Annotated in this window: 18 protein-coding genes and 1 pseudogene; 8 read left to right on the top strand and 11 right to left on the bottom strand. The window is 69.8% G+C overall.

What is annotated here, in order from left to right:
• Nucleotides 1–22: 22 nt before the first annotated feature.
• On the bottom strand, nucleotides 23–1,279 hold the full coding sequence (locus VHD82_RS07020) for a HAMP domain-containing sensor histidine kinase (RefSeq protein ID WP_325698245.1): 1,257 nt from the start codon (nucleotides 1,277–1,279) through the stop codon (nucleotides 23–25).
• Nucleotides 1,276–1,980, bottom strand: coding sequence for a response regulator transcription factor (locus VHD82_RS07015; RefSeq protein ID WP_325698243.1), 705 nt, complete (start codon nucleotides 1,978–1,980; stop codon nucleotides 1,276–1,278). Before VHD82_RS07015 ends, VHD82_RS07020 begins: the two co-directional genes overlap by 4 nt.
• 34 nt (nucleotides 1,981–2,014) lie before the next feature.
• On the opposite strand from VHD82_RS07015, the gene VHD82_RS07010 reads away from it, so the two are divergent.
• From VHD82_RS07010 to VHD82_RS07000, 3 genes are read left to right on the top strand one after another with little or no spacing between them, the layout of a single operon-like run.
• On the top strand, nucleotides 2,015–3,391 hold the full coding sequence (locus VHD82_RS07010; RefSeq protein WP_325698241.1) for a BTAD domain-containing putative transcriptional regulator: 1,377 nt from the start codon (nucleotides 2,015–2,017) through the stop codon (nucleotides 3,389–3,391).
• On the top strand, nucleotides 3,391–5,022 hold the full coding sequence (locus tag VHD82_RS07005; protein WP_325698239.1) for a right-handed parallel beta-helix repeat-containing protein: 1,632 nt from the start codon (nucleotides 3,391–3,393) through the stop codon (nucleotides 5,020–5,022). The genes VHD82_RS07010 and VHD82_RS07005 overlap by 1 nt, the downstream gene beginning before the upstream one ends.
• 9 nt (nucleotides 5,023–5,031) lie before the next feature.
• Nucleotides 5,032–5,688, top strand: a complete 657-nt coding sequence (locus tag VHD82_RS07000) for a response regulator transcription factor (RefSeq protein WP_325698237.1) — start codon at nucleotides 5,032–5,034, stop codon at nucleotides 5,686–5,688.
• Nucleotides 5,689–5,788: 100 nt separating this feature from the next.
• Here the strand turns inward: VHD82_RS07000 and VHD82_RS06995 are convergent, their stop codons facing one another.
• Nucleotides 5,789–6,817 carry an LLM class flavin-dependent oxidoreductase gene (locus VHD82_RS06995; RefSeq protein ID WP_325698236.1) on the bottom strand — a complete coding sequence of 343 codons (1,029 nt, stop codon included), beginning with the start codon at nucleotides 6,815–6,817 and terminating at the stop codon, nucleotides 5,789–5,791.
• 63 nt (nucleotides 6,818–6,880) lie between these two features.
• Here VHD82_RS06995 and VHD82_RS06990 point away from each other — a divergent pair, with 63 nt between their 5' ends.
• Nucleotides 6,881–7,357, top strand: a complete 477-nt coding sequence (locus VHD82_RS06990) for a MarR family winged helix-turn-helix transcriptional regulator (RefSeq protein ID WP_414637468.1) — start codon at nucleotides 6,881–6,883, stop codon at nucleotides 7,355–7,357.
• A gap of 20 nt (nucleotides 7,358–7,377) precedes the next feature.
• On the opposite strand, the gene VHD82_RS06985 is transcribed toward VHD82_RS06990, so the two are convergent.
• The gene (locus tag VHD82_RS06985; protein WP_325698233.1) at nucleotides 7,378–8,544 is read right to left on the bottom strand and encodes a cytochrome P450; all 1,167 of its coding nucleotides are present in this window, start codon (nucleotides 8,542–8,544) and stop codon (nucleotides 7,378–7,380) included.
• Between the two features lie 49 nt (nucleotides 8,545–8,593).
• Here VHD82_RS06985 and VHD82_RS06980 point away from each other — a divergent pair, with 49 nt between their 5' ends.
• Nucleotides 8,594–9,628 carry a TetR/AcrR family transcriptional regulator gene (locus tag VHD82_RS06980; RefSeq protein WP_325698231.1) on the top strand — a complete coding sequence of 345 codons (1,035 nt, stop codon included), beginning with the start codon at nucleotides 8,594–8,596 and terminating at the stop codon, nucleotides 9,626–9,628.
• Here VHD82_RS06980 and VHD82_RS06975 read toward each other — a convergent pair.
• Nucleotides 9,625–9,771, bottom strand: a complete 147-nt coding sequence (locus VHD82_RS06975; protein ID WP_325698460.1) for a hypothetical protein — start codon at nucleotides 9,769–9,771, stop codon at nucleotides 9,625–9,627. The genes VHD82_RS06980 and VHD82_RS06975 overlap by 4 nt on opposite strands.
• 42 nt (nucleotides 9,772–9,813) lie before the next feature.
• Here VHD82_RS06975 and VHD82_RS06970 point away from each other — a divergent pair, with 42 nt between their 5' ends.
• Nucleotides 9,814–10,140, top strand: a complete 327-nt coding sequence (locus tag VHD82_RS06970; RefSeq protein WP_325698229.1) for a histidine kinase — start codon at nucleotides 9,814–9,816, stop codon at nucleotides 10,138–10,140.
• A gap of 156 nt (nucleotides 10,141–10,296) precedes the next feature.
• On the opposite strand, the pseudogene VHD82_RS06965 reads toward VHD82_RS06970, so the two are convergent.
• From VHD82_RS06965 to VHD82_RS06955, 3 genes and pseudogenes are all read right to left on the bottom strand, one after another.
• A pseudogene (locus VHD82_RS06965) lies at nucleotides 10,297–10,515 on the bottom strand (ATP-binding cassette domain-containing protein); the annotation flags it as partial.
• 70 nt (nucleotides 10,516–10,585) lie between these two features.
• Nucleotides 10,586–11,932: a M14 family zinc carboxypeptidase gene (locus tag VHD82_RS06960; RefSeq protein ID WP_325698225.1), complete on the bottom strand. Its 1,347-nt coding sequence runs from the start codon at nucleotides 11,930–11,932 to the stop codon at nucleotides 10,586–10,588.
• Nucleotides 11,933–12,595: 663 nt separating this feature from the next.
• Entirely contained in the window at nucleotides 12,596–13,048 is a 453-nt protein-coding gene (locus tag VHD82_RS06955) for a MarR family winged helix-turn-helix transcriptional regulator (RefSeq protein WP_325698223.1), read from the bottom strand.
• A gap of 120 nt (nucleotides 13,049–13,168) precedes the next feature.
• On the opposite strand from VHD82_RS06955, the gene VHD82_RS06950 reads away from it, so the two are divergent.
• On the top strand, nucleotides 13,169–14,344 hold the full coding sequence (locus VHD82_RS06950) for an MFS transporter (RefSeq protein WP_325698221.1): 1,176 nt from the start codon (nucleotides 13,169–13,171) through the stop codon (nucleotides 14,342–14,344).
• Nucleotides 14,345–14,376: 32 nt separating this feature from the next.
• Here the strand turns inward: VHD82_RS06950 and VHD82_RS06945 are convergent, their stop codons facing one another.
• The 3 genes from VHD82_RS06945 to VHD82_RS06935 form a co-directional block, all read right to left on the bottom strand.
• Nucleotides 14,377–14,751, bottom strand: coding sequence for an STAS domain-containing protein (locus VHD82_RS06945; protein WP_325698219.1), 375 nt, complete (start codon nucleotides 14,749–14,751; stop codon nucleotides 14,377–14,379).
• A gap of 340 nt (nucleotides 14,752–15,091) precedes the next feature.
• On the bottom strand, nucleotides 15,092–15,349 hold the full coding sequence (locus VHD82_RS06940; RefSeq protein ID WP_325698217.1) for a WhiB family transcriptional regulator: 258 nt from the start codon (nucleotides 15,347–15,349) through the stop codon (nucleotides 15,092–15,094).
• 184 nt (nucleotides 15,350–15,533) lie between these two features.
• Complete coding sequence (locus tag VHD82_RS06935) at nucleotides 15,534–16,544, bottom strand: 4Fe-4S binding protein (RefSeq protein ID WP_325698215.1); 1,011 nt, start codon at nucleotides 16,542–16,544, stop codon at nucleotides 15,534–15,536.
• An 85-nt stretch (nucleotides 16,545–16,629) separates the two neighbouring features.
• Between VHD82_RS06935 and VHD82_RS06930 the strand changes: the two genes are divergently transcribed.
• Complete coding sequence (locus VHD82_RS06930; RefSeq protein ID WP_325698212.1) at nucleotides 16,630–17,064, top strand: helix-turn-helix domain-containing protein; 435 nt, start codon at nucleotides 16,630–16,632, stop codon at nucleotides 17,062–17,064.
• Nucleotides 17,065–17,281 lie beyond the last annotated feature (217 nt).

Raw genomic sequence — 17,281 nt, 5'->3', positions numbered from 1 at the left:
CGCCGCGGTGGAGCCCGCGTGCTCAGGCCCCGCTCAACGGCAACCGCAGTTCGAAGATCGCGCCGCCCTCATCCGCGTTGTAGACGGCGAGGGTGCCGCCGTGGGCCTGCGCCACCCAGCGCACGATCGGCAGGCCAAGACCGGATGAGCCGCCGGTGCTGCTGAAGCGGTCGAAGGCGTCGGTGGCGGCCGCGGGGTCGATACCGGGGCCGTGGTCGGCCACGGTGACCGCGCCGCCCGCGACGGTGATGTGCACAACGGCCTCCGTGCCGGGCTGGCGCCCGTAGCGTACGGCGTTGTCCACCAGGTTCCGGATCGCACGCTGCACCAGGACCGGGTCGACGTCCACTTTGGTCGGTGCGGCGGTGACGGTGACGTGCGCGTCGCCGGTCACCGCCTCTTCCACGACGCCGGTCACGAGCTGGTCCAGCCACACCGGTTGCACGTTCAGCTGCTCCACCCCGGCCGCCAGCCGCGCGCGCATGAGCAGCCCTTCGATGATGCTGCCCATCCGCACCGACAGCTGCACCGTGCGCGCCAGCAGCTCCTCCCGCTGGTCCGGGTTGCCCGACGCGCTTTCGGCGAGCGCGCGCAGCGACGCGATGGGGCTGCGCAGGTCGTGCGCCGTCTCGGCGAGGAGGACCTCCTGTTGTTGCAGGGCCGCCGCCGCGGGCCGGATCGACCGGCCGGACAGCACGTGTCCCGCCACCCCCAGTGCGGCGATGAGCACCGCGGACCCGCCGATCACCATGAGCAGGAGCCCGGTGTGCCGCGAGTTCTCGGGCCCGAGATCGGCCACCGCGACGACCGCGCCGATGGAGTGGCCGCCCTTGCTCAGCAACGGATTCGCGCGTACCCGCACCGCACCACCGGTCGTGCTCTCCTCGTCCCGGGTGATCACCGAACCCGTGCGCACCGCGTCCGTGGCCACTCCTTCGAGCACCGCGAGGTCCATCGGCACGCACGTGCGGGCGGACAGGTGCGGGTCGAAGGCAGGCGCGCCGCCGGGCAGGACCGCGAACTGCGGGCAGGCAGTGTTCAGCTCGTCGGCGTTGACCAGGGTGAAGTCGAAGGTCCCGTCGAAGCCGACCAGCCTGTCCACCGAGGACGTGACCCGGTTCAGGTCGGCGTCCACCCCGGCGATGCCCTGTTTCCCGTCCGCGTACACGAAAAGCCAGGCGAACACGATGAGCGCGACGGCGTTGATCACGGTGAACAACCCGGTCAGCACCCAGCGGAGCCGGCGAAGCCGGTCGGCGGCGGAGTTGGTGCCGCTCATGAAAGACCGAGCCGGTAACCGAAGCCGCGCACGGCGTGGATCAGCTCGGGTTCCCGCAGCTTCCGGCGCAGCCGCTTGACCACCGCGTCCACCACATTGGACGACGGATCCGCCAGCTCGTCCCAGCAGTGTTCCATCACCTCCGCGCGGCCCACCGCCTGCTCCGGCCTGCTCAGCAGGTACTCCAGCACGGCGAACTCCTTGTGCGACAGGGTGAGCAGCACTCCGGCCCGGCGCACTTCGCGGCGGGCACAGTCCATCACGAGATCGGTGTGGGCCAGCACCGGCGGTCTGTCCACTTCGGACCGTTGGCACAGGTTGAGCACGCGCTCGGTCAACTCCGCCATGGCGAACGGTTTCACCAGGTAGTCGTCGGCACCGTGCTCGAAACCGGCCACCCGGTCGGCCGGCGTGTCGCGGGCGGTGAGGAACAGGACCGGGGTGCGCCAGCCCTCCTGGCGACGCAGGTGGACGTACGAGATCGCGTCCCCGTCCGGCAGCATCCGGTCGAACACGACGCAGTCGCAGCCGGTGCCGCGCAGGACGTTGTCGGCGCCCGCGATGTCGCCGGCGGCGTGGACCCGGAAACCGACGGAACGCAGCTGTGCCGCCACCGCGATCCGCAGGTCGTCGTCGTCCTCGACGAGCGTGACCAGTTTGCCCTGCTCCATCGCCATCCCCCGCGGCTGCTCCGCTGTCATCGAATCCTCATGTGCCGCGTCGGAAAGTTAGCGCATGCAGTTTTACGTACTCGGTCCGATCGAGGTGAGCACGCCCGGCGGGGCGCACGTCGAGCCTGCGGCCACGAAGCCCCGCGCCCTGCTGGCTGTGTTGCTCCTGCACGCTAACGCCTGGGTCGGCGTAGAGCAGCTGATCGACGGAATCTGGCATGAACAGGCCGTCCCCTCCTCCGCTGTCCGAAACCTGCGCAGCTACGTGTGGCAGCTCCGCAAGACGCTCGGCGAGCGGCTGGAGAGCCGGCCGGGCGCGTACCGGCTCAGGGCCCTGCCCGGCGAGACCGACCTCGAGCAGGCCGAACTGGCCGTCGACGCCGCTCGTGCCGCCATGTCCGACGGCGCGTACGAGACGGCCGTGGACCAGGCGTCCGGCGCGCTCGCGCTGTGGCGGGGCACTCCCTTCGACGACGTGGCGGCCGAGGCGGCAAAAGCGAGGTGCGCCGAGACGCGCCGGGAGCTCCGCACGATGCTGGCCGAAGCGCAGCTCGCGCTCGGCCGGACCGCCGCGGCGATCGCCGTCCTGCGCGAGCTCACCGACCAGGAGCCGCTTCAGGAAATCATCTGGACGAAGCTCGTGCTGACGCTGCACCAGGCCGGCCGCACGGCCGAAGCGCTCGCCGCGTACGACCGGGCGAAGGAGATCCTGCACTCCCGGCTCGGCATCGAGCCCGGCCGGCAACTCGTTGCCGCGCAACGAAAGGTGCTCTCCGCGACGGAACCGGCCGGCAATCCGCGGCTCAGCCTCGTCGTGGGCGGCGGCAAGCGCACCGGGGTCGACGCGCTCCTGGCATCGGCGACGAAGGAAGTGCTCATAATGAGCGCGGGCGCCGGGCCCGGCCCGATCGACGCGATCCGCCGGCTCAGCCGCGCGAGCCTGCGGCCCGGGGTGCGCTACCGGGTGCTCTGCCCTGATGCGGCACGACTGTCCGGTGTCCTCAGCGCCGTTTCCCTGGCCGGGGTGGACGTCCGGACGGACGCCGAGGTGCCGATGGAGGCGCTGGTCGTCGACCGGACCGCCGCGCTGCTGCCCGCCGACCGCGCGACCTCCCCCGCCGGCGTCGCCGTCTTCCGGTTGCCCGGCGTGGTGACCGCGACGACCGGCCTGTTCGAGCGGATCTGGCAGGACGCGGTCCCGCTCGCGCCTGCCGACCTGGCCGAAGCACGCGACGCCGCACTGACCGGCCGGGAACGTGACCTGCTCACGTTGCTGTGCGCAGGAAGCACCGACGAATCGGCCGCCGCCCGGCTCGGCATCTCCGTCCGCACGGTGCGGCGAATGGTCGCGGACATCATGAACCGGCTCGGCGCACGCAGCCGGTTCCAGGCCGGGGCCAAGGCGGCGGGGCGTGGCTGGCTGCTGGACAGGGCGGGCTGATGACCGCCGCAACCCGGAACCTGCTGGTCGCGGACCGGCCCGGCGCCTTCCCCACGATCGGCGACGCACTGGTCACGGCGACCGGCGAAACGGTCGTCACCATCGCCGAAGGTACCTACCCGGAACTGCTTTCGCTGTTGGGAATGCACGTGAGCCTGGTCGCCGAGGCCGGGGCGAAGGTCGTCATCGACGGCAGCGGAGCGGACCACCCGGTGCTGCGCGCGCACGGTGGATCCCTGATGCTGCAGGGCATCGAACTGCGCGCCGGTAACCACGCCGCGCTCTTCGCCGACGACGCGGGGCTGGACGTCCGATCGTGCAAGGTGACCGGCGGCCGGGGCCCGGCGGTGAGCATCCGCGGCTCCCGGGAGTTCACGCTCAGCCGTTGCACGATTTCCGCGGTGGAGCAAGGACTTCTCATCGAAGGCGCGTCCGGGCGGGTGCAGGACACGGTGATCGAAGACGCCACCGGCGACGGGATCGTGGTCAGCGTCGGCGCCGCTCCGGTGATCCGCGACTGCACGATCACCCGCTGTGGGCTGCGCGGGGTGTACGTCTACCAGTACGGCCGCCCGGTGCTCGAAGACTGCGAAATCTCCGGCACCGGACACGAAGGCATCGCGGTCGCGCACCACAGCGCACCCGTGCTCCGGCGTTGCTCCGTGCACGACACCAGCGGCCCCGGCATCTCCTTCGCGGCCGACTGCCAGGGTTCCGTCGAGACCTGCAGCGTGACCAACACGGCGGAACCAGGTCTGCTGCTGGCCCAAGGCGCGAGCCCGGCGGTGCAGGAGGCGGCGGCACGGGCCTCCGGGCTCGAAGATCTGCTCGAGGAACTCGACAGCATGATCGGGCTGCCGAACGTGAAGGCCGAGGTGCGCGCTCTCGTCGACGAGTTGCAGGTCAACGAATGGCGCCGCGAAGCCGGGCTGCCCGTCGGCAGCGCGAGCCACCACCTGATCTTCGCCGGCGCGCCGGGCACCGGAAAGACCACCGTGGCACGGATTTACGGCAACCTCCTCAAGGAGCTCGGCGTCCTGCCGCGGGGCCGGTTCCGTGAGGTCTCCCGGCGTGAACTCGTCGGCCAGTACATCGGGCATACCGCCGAAAAGACGACACTCGTCTTCGAGGAAGCCCTCGGGGGTGTGCTGTTCATCGACGAGGCCTACACACTGTCGCGCGCCGGTGGTGCGGGCGGGGATTTCGGACAGGAGGCCATCGACACCCTGGTGAAGCTGATGGAGGACCACCGCGACGAGGTGGCCGTGATCGTGGCAAGCTACACCGGGGAGATGACCGGTTTCCTGGCCGCGAACCCTGGGCTCGCGTCCCGGTTCGGCAGGCAGATCCAGTTCGAGAACTACACCCCGGGCGAGTTGCTGGGCATCGTCGGGCGGATGGCGCTGGCCGAGGACTACGAGCTGGACCCGGCCGCGGAAAGCGTGCTGCTGGAGCATTTCGAGCAGATCGCGCGCGACGCGAATTTCGGCAACGCCCGGGACGCGCGCCGCTTGTTCGAGGGGGTGCGGAAGTCGCAGTCGCAACGGCTGCGGACGCTTGGCAGGGTGCCGGTGTTCGAGGAGCTGCGCGGTCTGCTGCTCGACGACGTGCGGGCGGCCGTGACACGCTAGCCTGCTTGCGTGCGGGTGCTGGTGACCGAGGACGACGGCGATCTACGAGTGGCACTCGACGCGGCATTGCGCGGGGCGGGTTTCGCGGTCGATGTGGCCGAGGATCTGCCTGCGGCGGATTTCTCGATCGCGGTGAACGCCTACGACTGCATCGTGTTCGACCGGATGCTCCCGGCGGGCGACGCGCTGGAGTACGTGCGCGCGCGACGGCAGACGGGCTGGCCGGTGCCGGTGTTGTTCCTGACCGCACGCGACGGGCTCGACGACCGGCTCGACGGTTTGCGGCTCGGCGGGGACTACCTGGTGAAGCCGTTCGCGATGGCGGAACTGGTGGCCAGGGTGCGGAGTCTGTGCCGGCGCAGCGCGGGCGGCCAGGCCACGGTGCTGCGCTGTGCGGACGTCGAACTCGACGTCGCCCGGCGCGAAGTCCGCCGCGCGGGCGTGCTGCTCACGTTGACGCCCAAGGAGTTCCTCGTACTGGAACGGCTGATGACCACCCCCGGCACGCCCGTTTCGCGCAAGGAGCTGATCCGGCACGCCTGGGACGAGATGGCCGATCCGGGTTCGAACGTGCTGGATGTGGTGATCGCGCAGCTGCGCCGGAAACTCCGGGAGCCGCAACTGGTGCGCACCGTCCGCGGTACGGGCTATCTCATCAACGGTTGAGGCTCTGCCGGACCATCTCGAAACCACCGCCGAGCAACGCGACCGCACCACCCGCCCTGGCCAAGCCTTTCCCCACGCGTGCCCGAGCCCCCCGAAACCCCTACTCCGCCAACAACTCCCGCACCCGCGGAATGACGACCGAACCGTACAGCTCGATCCCCTTCATCATCTGCTCATGTGGCAGCGTCCCGTTGGAGTACTTCAGATCGAACCGCTGGATCCCCAGCGTCCGGGCCGTGTCCGCGATCTTCCGTGCCACCGTCTCCGGCGATCCGACGTGTTGCGCGCCGTGGGCGATGTCGGCCTCGAAGCGGTCCCTGGTCAGCGGCGGCCAGCCCCGCTCCGCGCCGATGCGGTTGGTCATGGCGCGTGCGTGCGGCCAAAGGATCTCCGCGGCTTCCTCGTCGGTCTCGGCGACGAAACCCGGGGCGTGCACGGCGATCGGCAAACGCGCCAGGCCGAGTTGGTCCAGCGCCTTGTGGTACAGCTCGACGTAGGGCGCGAACCGCGCCGGGGCGCCGCCGATTATGGCCAGTACCAAGGGAAAACCATAACTCGCCGCCCGTACGACGGACTCGGGGCTGCCGCCGACACCGATCCAGGTGCGCAGCCGCCCGGACTCGGTCTTCGGGTACACCGCCTGGTTCGACAGTGCCGCCCGCACGGTGCCCTCCCAAGTGACAGCCTTCTCGGTGAGCAGGTGCGCCATCAGGTCGACCTTCTCCTCGAACAGCCGCTCGTAGTCGGCGAGGTCGTATCCGAACAGCGGGAAGGACTCGGTGAACGAGCCGCGGCCGAGGGTGATCTCGGCCCGCCCGTCGGACACCGCATCGAGGGTGGCGAACTTCTCGAAAACCCGCACCGGGTCGTCCGAGCTGAGCACGGTCACGGCGGTCCCGAGCCGGATGCGCGAGGTCCGGGCGGCGATCGCGGCGAGCACGACCTCCGGCGCGGAGACGGCGAAGTCCTCCCGGTGGTGCTCCCCGAGACCGAACGCGTCGACGCCGAGCGAGTCGGCCAGTGCGGCCTGCTCGACGACGTTCCGGATCACCTGGGCGTACGGCAGCCGGTCGCCTTCGGCATCGACAGTGACATCGCCGAAGGTGTCCAGGCCCAATTCCAACTCCATGTCACGGTAAACGGTCCGCGCCCGCCGGAATTCCCGCAGGTGGCCGCCCTCACCCCACGTGTCATCATGGCTCCCGTGAGCACGCACGCGGAGGACGACGGCGAACCGGCGCCGTTGACGCTGTACCTGGTCAAGCGCCTGGAGCTGGTGATCCGCGCCCTCCTGGACGACGCGTTGCGCCCGCGTGGCCTGACGACGTTGCAGTACACGGCGCTGACGGTGCTGCGCAACCGTGGCGCGCTGTCGTCGGCACAGCTCGCCCGGCGCTCCTTCCTGCGCCCGCAGACGATGCACGAAATGGTGATGACGCTGGAGAAACGCGGGCTCATCAGCAGGCAAAGCCAGGAGACGAACAAACGCGTCCTGCTCGCCACGCTGACCGACGCCGGCCGCCGGCTGCTCGACGACTGCGCCCCCGCGGTACAGGAACTCGAAGACGTCCTGCTGGACGGGCTCGGCGAGCGGGCCGTCTTCCGTGCGGACCTGCAGCACGGCATCGCCGCGCTCGCCGAACTGGCCGACGCCCGCCGCACCGACTGACACCGTCCACAATGGCCGGTCTACCCCAGCCGGACGGGTAGCGTGGTCAGCCGCCAGGTGCCCGGGTCGGGCGCGCGCACGGCCGGGCCGGCCGGGACGATCTCCTGGAAACGGCTCAGCAGAGCCGAAAGCGCCAGTTCGGTCTGCACCCGAGCCAGCCCGGCGCCGAGGCAGAAGTGTGCGCCGTGCGCGAAGCCCAGGTGTGGCAGGCCGTCCCGCGTGAGGTCGAGCCGCTCGGGTTCGGCGAAGGCGCGCCGGTCACGGTTGGCCGAAGCGATCACGACGGTCATCTGCGCCCCCGCCGGCACGGTGATCCCGCCGATTTCCACGTCCGCCCGCGCGAACCGCGGGATGGTCATGATCTGCGGGCCGCACCAGCGCATCAGCTCCTCGACCGCCGTCGGCATCAGCGCGGGCTCGGCGCGCAACCGTTCCGTCCACTCGGGATTGTCGAGCAGGATCGCGACCGCGTTCGCGATCAGGTTCGTCGGGGTCTGCCCGGCCAGCACGATGTTCCACACCAGCGTGACCAGCTCGACATCGGTCAGCCGGTCGCCGTCCACCCGGGTGCGCAGCAGATCGGAGATCAGGTCGTCGCCCGGCTCGGCCCGGCGAGCCCGCACAGCGGATCGTGCGCCGTGGATGATCCCGGGGACGGCGGCCGCGAAGCCGGCTCCGGCGCCGCTCGCGAGGTGGGCACCGTACTCCCGCCACCGATCCCGGTCTGCCACGGGAACCCCCGCCAGCTCGCAGATCACGTCGATCGGCAGTGGCCGGGCGAAGGACGGCACCAGATCCACTTCACCGCCCAACTCCCCGAGCAACGCGTCGACCAGTGGCTCGATCCGTGACCGGAACGGCCGCCGCGGCGTGAACGCGGGCGCCACCAGGCGCCTCAACCGAAGGTGCTCGGGGCCCTCCATCTCCTGCATTGTCCGCAGGTAGACCTCGCAGTCCTCGGGCACCGCCGGTTTGAAGGCGAAGCTGTCGGCGGACAACTCGAACCTCGGATCGCTCAGCGCGGCCTTCGCATCGTGGTAGCGCAGCACCGCCCACAGCGGTGCCATACCGGGGATCAGCAGCCGCGCGACCGGCGTCTGCTCCCGCACTCGCCCGTAGGTGCCGAACGGATCAGTGACGACCGCCGGGTCGGTCAGGTCCACTTCCGGTATTTCAGATGTTCTCATCATCTGAATGTTAGGGGTATCTTCGCCGGAAACGGAAGGGGGCGCTGCGATGGCCCGGCTGACCAGGGCGGAAACCCAGGAACGCAACCGCGCGAAGGTGCTCGCCGCGGCAAGGGCCGAGTTCGCCGAGCGCGGCTACCGCGAGTCGAAGGTCGACGCCATCGCCGAGCGCGCGGACCTGACGCGCGGCGCCGTCTACTCGAACTTCCCCGGTAAGCAGGCGCTCTACTTCGCGGTGCTCGCCGAGGACGCCGAGCGCGCGGCCGCCGCGCCGCACGCCGAGCCGGGCCTCACCCCGCCCGAAGCCCTCGGCGCGCTCGCCCGCGCCTGGGTCGCGCGCCTGCCGTTCCCCGGCGAGCCGCACGTGGGGCAGCACCTGTACGCCGAAGCCCTTACCGGCGAGCGCACCCGCCGGCCGTTCACCCAACTGCTGAAACTGGACGCGCTGCTGCTGTCGCTGGCGCTGGAACGCTTACGCCCCTTGAAAAAGCCCGCGGGCGGCCCGGCTCCACGGCTCGTCCGGCTCGCGGAAACCGTGCTCACCACTTTGCACGGCGCGAGCCAGCTGGCCGATTTCGTCGAAGCCTTCGACGTGGTCAGTGCTTGCGAACAGCTCGCCGCGCTGGAGTTGAACGACTACTGGGCGCCCCCACAGCGCAGCCCGGTGCCGCAACGGGCTGACGAGCCGTGGCCCTCGCCGGTGGCGCACGACCTCGTCACCGGCGAGTCCGTGGAGATCGGCGACGGCGTGCTCGCGGTGCTGGGCTTACACCGGCTTCCCGCCGTGGAGCAGGCGATCCGGGCGGGGGCGGACGTGACGCTCGCACTGGTCACGGACACGCCGGCGGAGCTGGAACCGTTGGCACGACTGATGATCACCGACCTCTGCCGTTGCCTTCGGCAGGCCGTTCCACGCTCGGCCCTGCCGTCTGTCCGGGTCGTCTCGGCCCCGCTCGGCGCAGTGTCCGAACGCGACAACGAGACCGAAGTGGCTCTGCGCATCGAAGCCGGGAAGGTCGTGGCCCGCGCGGAAGGCCCCGGCGCCTGCCACTCGATCGCCACCGGGCAGCGCGTTTCCGCCTAGAGCCAACCACGTTCCTGCGCGAAGCGAGCGGCGTCCGCGCGATTGCGAGGATCAGCCTCGCCCCACGCCGAAACGGCCAGCTTCGGATCGACCACCCACTCCCGCCCGCTGGGCCCGGGCATTTCGATGTCGGTGAGCAGCACGTCCGGCCGGTACCGCTCGACGGCGCCAGCGCCAGCACCTGGATGCCCAGCTGCAGATCGAGCAGCGCGGCGAAGGCGCTCAGCACGGACTACGCCGAGCGGGCGCGCGAGGCGACGGACCTGCGGATCCGCAACGCCCGCATCGAGCACCCCGCCATCGTGTCCGAACGCCAGCACATCGCGCGGGATCTGCACCATGTGGTCGGCCATTCGCTCACCGCTGTGGTCGTGCGCGCGCAGCTGATCGGGGCCGGTCCGAGCCGGGCCGAAGAGGAGGCGGCCGAGATCGTGCGGTCCGCGTGCGACGCGCTGACCCACCCCCGTCATCGCCGTGACGGCTTCGGCGAGCCCGGCAGCTTCCACTCGTAGTTCGGACAGCTCGCGGTCCTGCGCGAGCAACGCCCGCGGCAGGTCCTCCGGGCTGCGCGTGCCCAACCGCACGCGCGTGCCGTCGCCGTGCACCGAGACCGCCCCGGGAAACGCGGGAACCCCAGCGCCTGCTAGGCGACGCCGGGTGCGGGCCCGGCGCGGATCTCCGCCGCCGAGCTGGATTTCCCTTTCCTGGCAAGGAAGAGGCCCGCTCACGAGGTTGACGAGCGTGGTCTTCCCGGCGCCGTTCGGGCCCGGCAGCGCGACACATTCACCGGCACCGGCCCGCAGGTCCACGCCGTCGAGCACGGCTGTCCCGCCAGAGCGACGCCGCACCGACCGCACCGTCAGTATTTCGTCCGTCGGCCGCGCCATGTCCAGGGCACTGCCCGGCGCCGTTCGACCCCAGCAGTGCAGCGGCGTCACCACCCCGGCATGACAGACGTCAACGCTGATCCAGCCGGCGGACGAGAGCGAGCGCCGCGGCCAACTGCACGCTCACCAGGTTGCGCAACGGGAAGGGATCCTCGGACAGCTCGTCCGCCGCGCTGTCACACCAGAGCCCGAACAGCTTGTCCGCCTCCCGGAAACCCGCGCGCAGCAACGGAGTCTGGTTCCCCGCCGCGAGTTCCAGCGCCAGCTGCCGGCGCAACACCCCGGACGCCCGCATCCGCAGCATGTGCACCACGCTCTCCGCGCCGAACACCTCCGCCACGGTCGCGTTGCGGCCGGTCTTGGACTTCGCGATCAGATCGTGTGTCGCCGCCATCGACACCGGATACACGAGGAAATCCCGGACCGCGCGCAACAGTGGCGACGGCACCCGTAGCTGCGGCTGGACCCTTCGCACCAGCTCGGCGAGCACTGCTTCGTCGGCCCGCATCTCACCGGCGGTCCGGCGCAGCACCTCGTCGTAGGGCTGGCCCGAGTCGCTGTCGTCCGAAGCGCGGTTTTCCCGCCAGAACGGCACTTCCGTGATGAGGGTCGTCGTCCCGTGGCGCCGCGCGTAATGCGTGCTCGAACCTCCGTGCTTGGCTTCCTGGGCCCCGGTGCCCCGCAGACTGGCCGCGATCACCGACTCCGCCGGCGGCATCACGTACACCCCCGGCCCCGGGATGTCCCAGCCGAGCGTGTCGATCGGCCCCAGCGACAGCGGCACCTCCCCGGCCTCGGCGACCGCCGCGAGATCCTCGGCGGCGCCCGGCACCGGGTGGTCGAGGATGAAGAACACCCCGCCGAAATCGGTGTTGTGCAGGGAGTACTGGAATCGCGGGCGCAGCTGGTCGATGACCCGCGCCAGCGCCTGGGTCTCCGGCAGCATCCGGTCGAACCAGGCGCGCTCGTCGGTGACCGGGAAGGTCCACTCGGGCTGGTCTTCGATGGCGGGCCGGAAGAACTGCTCGTGGTAGCGGCGGATGGTGCGTGGCCCGGCGAACCAGCCCTCGTTCATCCGGGTGCCGTCGGGATCGATGCAGGGCAGGAAATGCCAGGTCAGCCCGGCCCGGAGGGTGGGCTCCGTGGCAACGAGCCGGGCCAGCGTGAGCACTGTGAGCAGCCCGATCGGCTCGTTGGGGTGCGGGCCGCCCACCACGAGCGCGTGCTGCGGGCCGTCCCCCACCGACAGCAGCCGCAGCGGCTCGCCGAGCCGGGAGGTCCCGATCCGCCGCAGCCCCGTCACCTGCGGAAACCGGGCGGCCAGTTCGTCCACCGCGGCGTTCAACTCGTCGACCGTGCACAGGCGCTCGAACTCGGGCACCCCGCCCAGGTACGCCAAAATTTCGGCGAGCTCCACTCGGGCCTCCGTTCCTCACGAAATTATCGCGCGAAAGAGCCGAGTACTGCGGCGGAAACCATCCTGCCGGTTCCACCCGGCAGCCGTCGCTTCCCCAGGTGGAGGATGGTTCTTGGCAGTCTGTCGTGATACAAGACCAAATCGGGGCCGCTGCCGGGTTTGGCGCACCCCGCGTACCGGGTACCTGGCGAGAACGGGTTACGAGGCGCCCGGGCGCCCCGTCAGACTCGAGGCCTCAGGTTTCAACCTTGCGTGACCTGGGGCCGCTCCTATTTTTGGTCCACTGTGGACGCACCGAGCAGCAGCCCGATGGTGATCGCGCCGGGATCCGGGACCCCCACTGCGTGAGTATCACTTCGGGGTCGCAGGCGACAGGGATGACCACCCACCAGGCAAGACGGGTTACGTCCACAAGGGACGATCACCTTGCCCGCGCGGAGAGGAGCGAAGCAATGCGGATCGACCGGCTCGACCATCTGGTGCTCACGCCGGGCAGCGCGGACCTTGTTTCATCACGGAACAGCCACTCGACGAGATCATCGCGGAGCTGACCGCGACCGGAGTGGCCATCGAGGAAGGTCCCGTCGCACGCACCGGCGCCAGGGGCGAGATCCGGAGCGTCCACGTCCGCGACCCCGACCGGAACCTCATCGAGATCAGCAACTACTGACCGGCAAAGGCCAGCTTCCCCAGGGCATCGACCAGCGGCGCCAGCTCGGGCAGCTGCTCCGCCTCGGCCAGCGCGCCGGCAAGCGCCTCGTCGTGCGTCGGGCGGGCTTCGTCGAGCAGGGCTTGCCCGGCCTTGGTGACCTCCGTGTAGATGCCGCGCCGGTCGTCGGCACACAGGTACCGCTCCAGCAACCCGCGCCCTTCCAACCGCGCCACCAGCCGCGTGGTCGCGGACTGGCTGAGCACGACGGCGTTGGACAACTGGTTCATCCGCAGGTGAAAACCATCCTGCCGGGCGAGCACGTCGAGCACCGTGTACTCGCTCACGGACAGCTTGTGCCCCTTCTGCAGAGCGCGTTCCAGCCTGTCCTCGATCCGCGCGTGCAGCGCCGCGAGCGTGCGCCAGCCCTGCGCGCGGGCTTCGACGGCGTCGTCGTCGAGTGACACGGTTCACCGCTCCTCTCCTGCTCATCCACCTTGCCCCGCCATCATTGCATGCTACCGTAGCCAACGCGTGCAATTACCCGCGTCTGCAACTATTGCAAGCGCATCATGAAGGAAGGGTTCATGCCTGTCGCTCTGCTCGCCCTGGCGCTGAGTGCCTTCGGCATCGGCACCACGGAGTTCGTGATCATGGGTCTGCTGCCCGAGGTCGCGGGCGATTTCGGGATCTCCATCCCGACCGCGGGCCTGCTGATCTCCGGCTACGCGCTGGGTGTCGTGGTCGGCGCGCCGGTGCTCACCGCGCTGGGCTCCCGGGTGCCTCGCAAAAAGGTACTGATCGCGCTGATGGGGCTGTTCATCCTCGGCAACCTGATCTCCGCGCTCGCCCCGGGCTACGGACTGCTGATGACCGGCCGGGTCGTCGCCGCACTGTCCCACGGCGCGTTCTTCGGGGTCGGCTCGGTGGTCGCGGCTTCCCTTGTCGCACCGTCGAAACAGGCCAGCGCGATCGCCATGATGTTCACCGGGCTGACCGTCGCCAACGTGCTCGGCGTGCCCGGCGGCACCGCGCTCGGCCATGCTTTCGGCTGGCGGTCCACGTTCTGGGCGGTGAGCGCGCTCGGTGTCGTCGGGCTGATCGGCATCGTCGCGCTGGTGCCGAAACAGACCACCACCCCCGGCGCCGGCCTGCGCAGCGAACTCGCCGTGTTCCGGCGGCCCCAGGTGTGGCTCGCGCTGGCGATGACCACGCTCGGCTTCGGCGGCGTGTTCGCGTCGTTCACCTACATCGCGCCGATGATGACCGGGATCGCCGGGTTCTCCGACGGGGCCGTCACGTGGCTGCTGGTGCTGTTCGGCGTCGGCCTCGTGATCGGCAACTTCCTCGGCGGCCGGGCGGCCGACCACGCGATCATGCCGAGTATCTACGTGATCCTGGCCGCGTTGTCCCTGGTACTGCTGGTGTTCGCGGTCACCGCACATGCGCAGCTGCCCGCGGCGATCACCATCCTGTTGCTGGGGCTGGCCGGATTCGCCACCGTGCCACCGTTCCAGGCCAGGGTGCTGGCGAAGGCGGAGGGGGCACCGGCGCTCGCGTCGGCGGCGAACATCGGCGCGTTCAACCTCGGCAACGCCGGTGGCGCCTGGCTCGGCGGCCTCGCGATCGAGCACGGTCTCGGTTACACCGCCCCGAACTGGATCGGCGCACTGCTGGCCGCGGGCGGCCTGCTGGTCGCAGTGGTCTCCGGACTGCTCGACCGCGCCAGGAAAACCAGGCCCGTACTATCTACTGTGGACTGAAAGAGGTCAGCCCGCCCCGGGAGCGGGACCGATCATTCGGCCAGTGCCTCGGACCGGTTACGGCAGACGGTGATCTCCTGATCGAGCCCGGTCAGCTGGAGCGGCCGCGCGGTGGCGTTGCTCTCCGCGACCACGCGCAGCGAAGTCCGTTCGCCGGCTTCCTGGTGCGCGGCCACCAGCGCGGTGAGCCCGGCCGAGCCCAGAAAGTCCACCCCGCCCAGGTCCACGACCAGCCTTGCCGGCCGGTCGCGTAGCGCGGTCATCAGTGCCTTCTCGAACTCGGGCGCGGTGACCATGTCGATGTCACCGGACACGACAAGTACCGCGGCCCCACCGTGTTTCTCCACGGTGACCTTCACGATCTGCCCGTTCGGGGGACCGGCTTGGGTCGAATCGGCTTCACTCACGGCGTAAATATCTCACAGGTCAAGGGACAACTCCCAGCGATGGGCATCATGTGTGTGCCGCCCGCTCTTCTCGGGCCGACGCAACGAATCCGCGACAGCGGGAACCACAGCACACACCTCCGGACGGGGCCGGCGGACATCACTGCCCGCGAGGCCTCGGCGGCTGTGCTCTCAACCGCTTGCGGCCCTTGTTTAGCATGGACAGACCGGTCTGTACAGCTACGGCACGAAGTGCGAGAGACAATACTCACGATCCATGCCCACCACACCCGGCACGTAACGCGGAAGCGCACCGGACTGCCCGCCGTCACAGCGTGCTTTCCGGTGCGCTCCCGAGGTTTCAGGCCACTTCGGCGCGGGAGCGGCGAACCAGCTTGCGCCGCTCGCCCCCCGTCAACCCGCCGAAGATGCCGAAGTCCAGGCCGTCATCCAACGCGGACGTCAGACACTCGGCCCGGACCGGACAGCGCGCGCAGACGGCCTTCGCCTGCGCTACCTGCCGGGCACCCGGGCCCATCTCGGACACGGGGAAGAACAGTTCGGGGTCCTCGTCCCGGCAGGCGGCGCGATGCCGCCAGTCGGTGTAGTCGTCACCCATCTCGTGCCGCCTCCTTTCTTGGCATTTCATGAACATGGCTCCGCCCCGTCTGCTCTCGAATGGGAGTACGAAGACGCAGCAGTCCAAACCAGCCGGATAATTAACGCATAGCCGGGCCGGAAGATTCCCGTCCTTCGGTTGTGGTGTCGCGCACCCCGGCTCACCCGGCCGGGCGGTGATCCAATCAGACTTCTTTGACCTTCTTCCGGGGGAACCGGCGCCGGGCGTACTCGCCCGCCGGGGAGCCAGGGCGCACGTAGACCGTTTCCTCCTTGTCCTGCAGCGGACGCAGGACCTCGGCCATGAACTGCTTGCGATCCTCGAGATAGGGCCCGAGCACGTCCTCCCCCGCCGGGCAGACCGCCATGCAGTAGGCCGCCTTGTAGTTCGCCTTGAACGAGAGGCTCTGCCACATCGACGCGTTCTCCGAATCGGTGACCCGGCCGCGAAAATCCGCGCCGTTCTCGCTGTCCGCGATCGTCTCGACCCAGTCCGTGAACCCGCCCATGAATTCGCGATAATTGTGGGTGGCACACGCGCCCGGGTCGAAGGCCCCGTCCTTGCCGATCGCGCCCACCGGGCACGCGGCGACGCACAGTTTGCATTCCAGGCAAGGGTTGTAGTCCAACGGGCGGCCGTACTCGCTCACCTCGGCGTCGACGAGCACCGTCGCGAGCAGGATGAAGTTGCCGAAGCGCGGATGAATGACGTTCCGGTGGATGCCCATCACCCCGAGCCCAGCCGCGACGGCCACCGTTTTGTGCGCCACCACCCAGATCCGGCCGGGATACCTGTCCATCTCCATCGGGAACGTGGCCGAGGGGTTGATCACCCGGTGGCCCTCGTCCTGCAATGCCCTGGTGAGGTCCCGGGCCACCTCGTTGATGATCTCGCCGCTGCGGTGGAACTCCTGGTTGGCCACACTCCGTGCCGGGCTGCGCACGTTGTCGCGGTTCATCCGGACCACGAGAGAGATCAGGCTTCGGGCGCCGGGCAACGCGTTGCGCACATGCGGCACCTCGCCCGCGAGATCGGGATGGTCGAGCGAAACCGCCGCGACGTCGTCCGCCCCGGCGGCCAGCGCAAGCTCCCGGAGCCTGCCGAAGTCGATCACCGTCGGCGTGGGCGCAGCCGCTCGCGCGAGCACCCTGCGCACCGACGGATGGTTGGCAATCTTCGACGGTAGCTCGGTCACGGGACGTCCTTCCAGGTAAGTTTGGAAACCAAATTCACCTTCTCACGTGCTAAGTTGGATTACAAGACGAGGAGGTGTGCCGCCCATGACCGCCCGCCAATGCTCGATCGCCAACGCACTCGGCGTGATCGGCGAACGCTGGAGCCTGCTCGCGCTGCGCGAGGTGCTGCTGGGCGCCCGCAGGTTCGACCAGATCGCCGCGAACACCGGTGCCAGCCGGGACATCCTGGCCGCGCGCCTGCGAAAGCTGGTCGATGCCGGGGTGCTGGCGAAGGAGCAGTACGAGGAGCATCCGCCGCGGTACGAGTACGTCCCCACCAAGGCCGGCCGGGAACTCTCCCCGATCCTGCACGCCCTCATGGAGTGGGGCGATCGTCATGTGACCGAGGGCCCTCCGCCGACCGTGTGGGAACACTCCTGCGGCGAGCCCCTGCACGCGCGGACGGTCTGCGCCCACTGCGGCGAGCCCTTCGGCAAGGGCGAGTCGAAGTTGATCAGACTAGGCGGCGTGGCCCAGTAGGGGCTCTGCCTCACCCCGCCACCCGCCCAGCACCGGATCACGCGGCACCCGGCAACGCGAAGCGAGCCTCACCCCGCCCACACCCCTCCCCCGAACCGATCCCCAGCGCCCTCAGCGGTCGACGTGCCGTGTCAAGGCATCTTTCCCGCCTTGACACGGTGCGGCGACCGTTGAACACTGCGCGGATTGGGGCGGGGGTGGGGTCACAGAGCGCGGC

Source organism: Amycolatopsis sp., from assembly GCF_035546795.1.
In the GTDB taxonomy this organism is placed as follows: Bacteria; Actinomycetota; Actinomycetes; order Mycobacteriales; family Pseudonocardiaceae; genus Amycolatopsis_E.
Note: the sequence above shows the minus strand (reverse complement) of the source record. Positions and strands in the feature narration are given on the sequence as shown.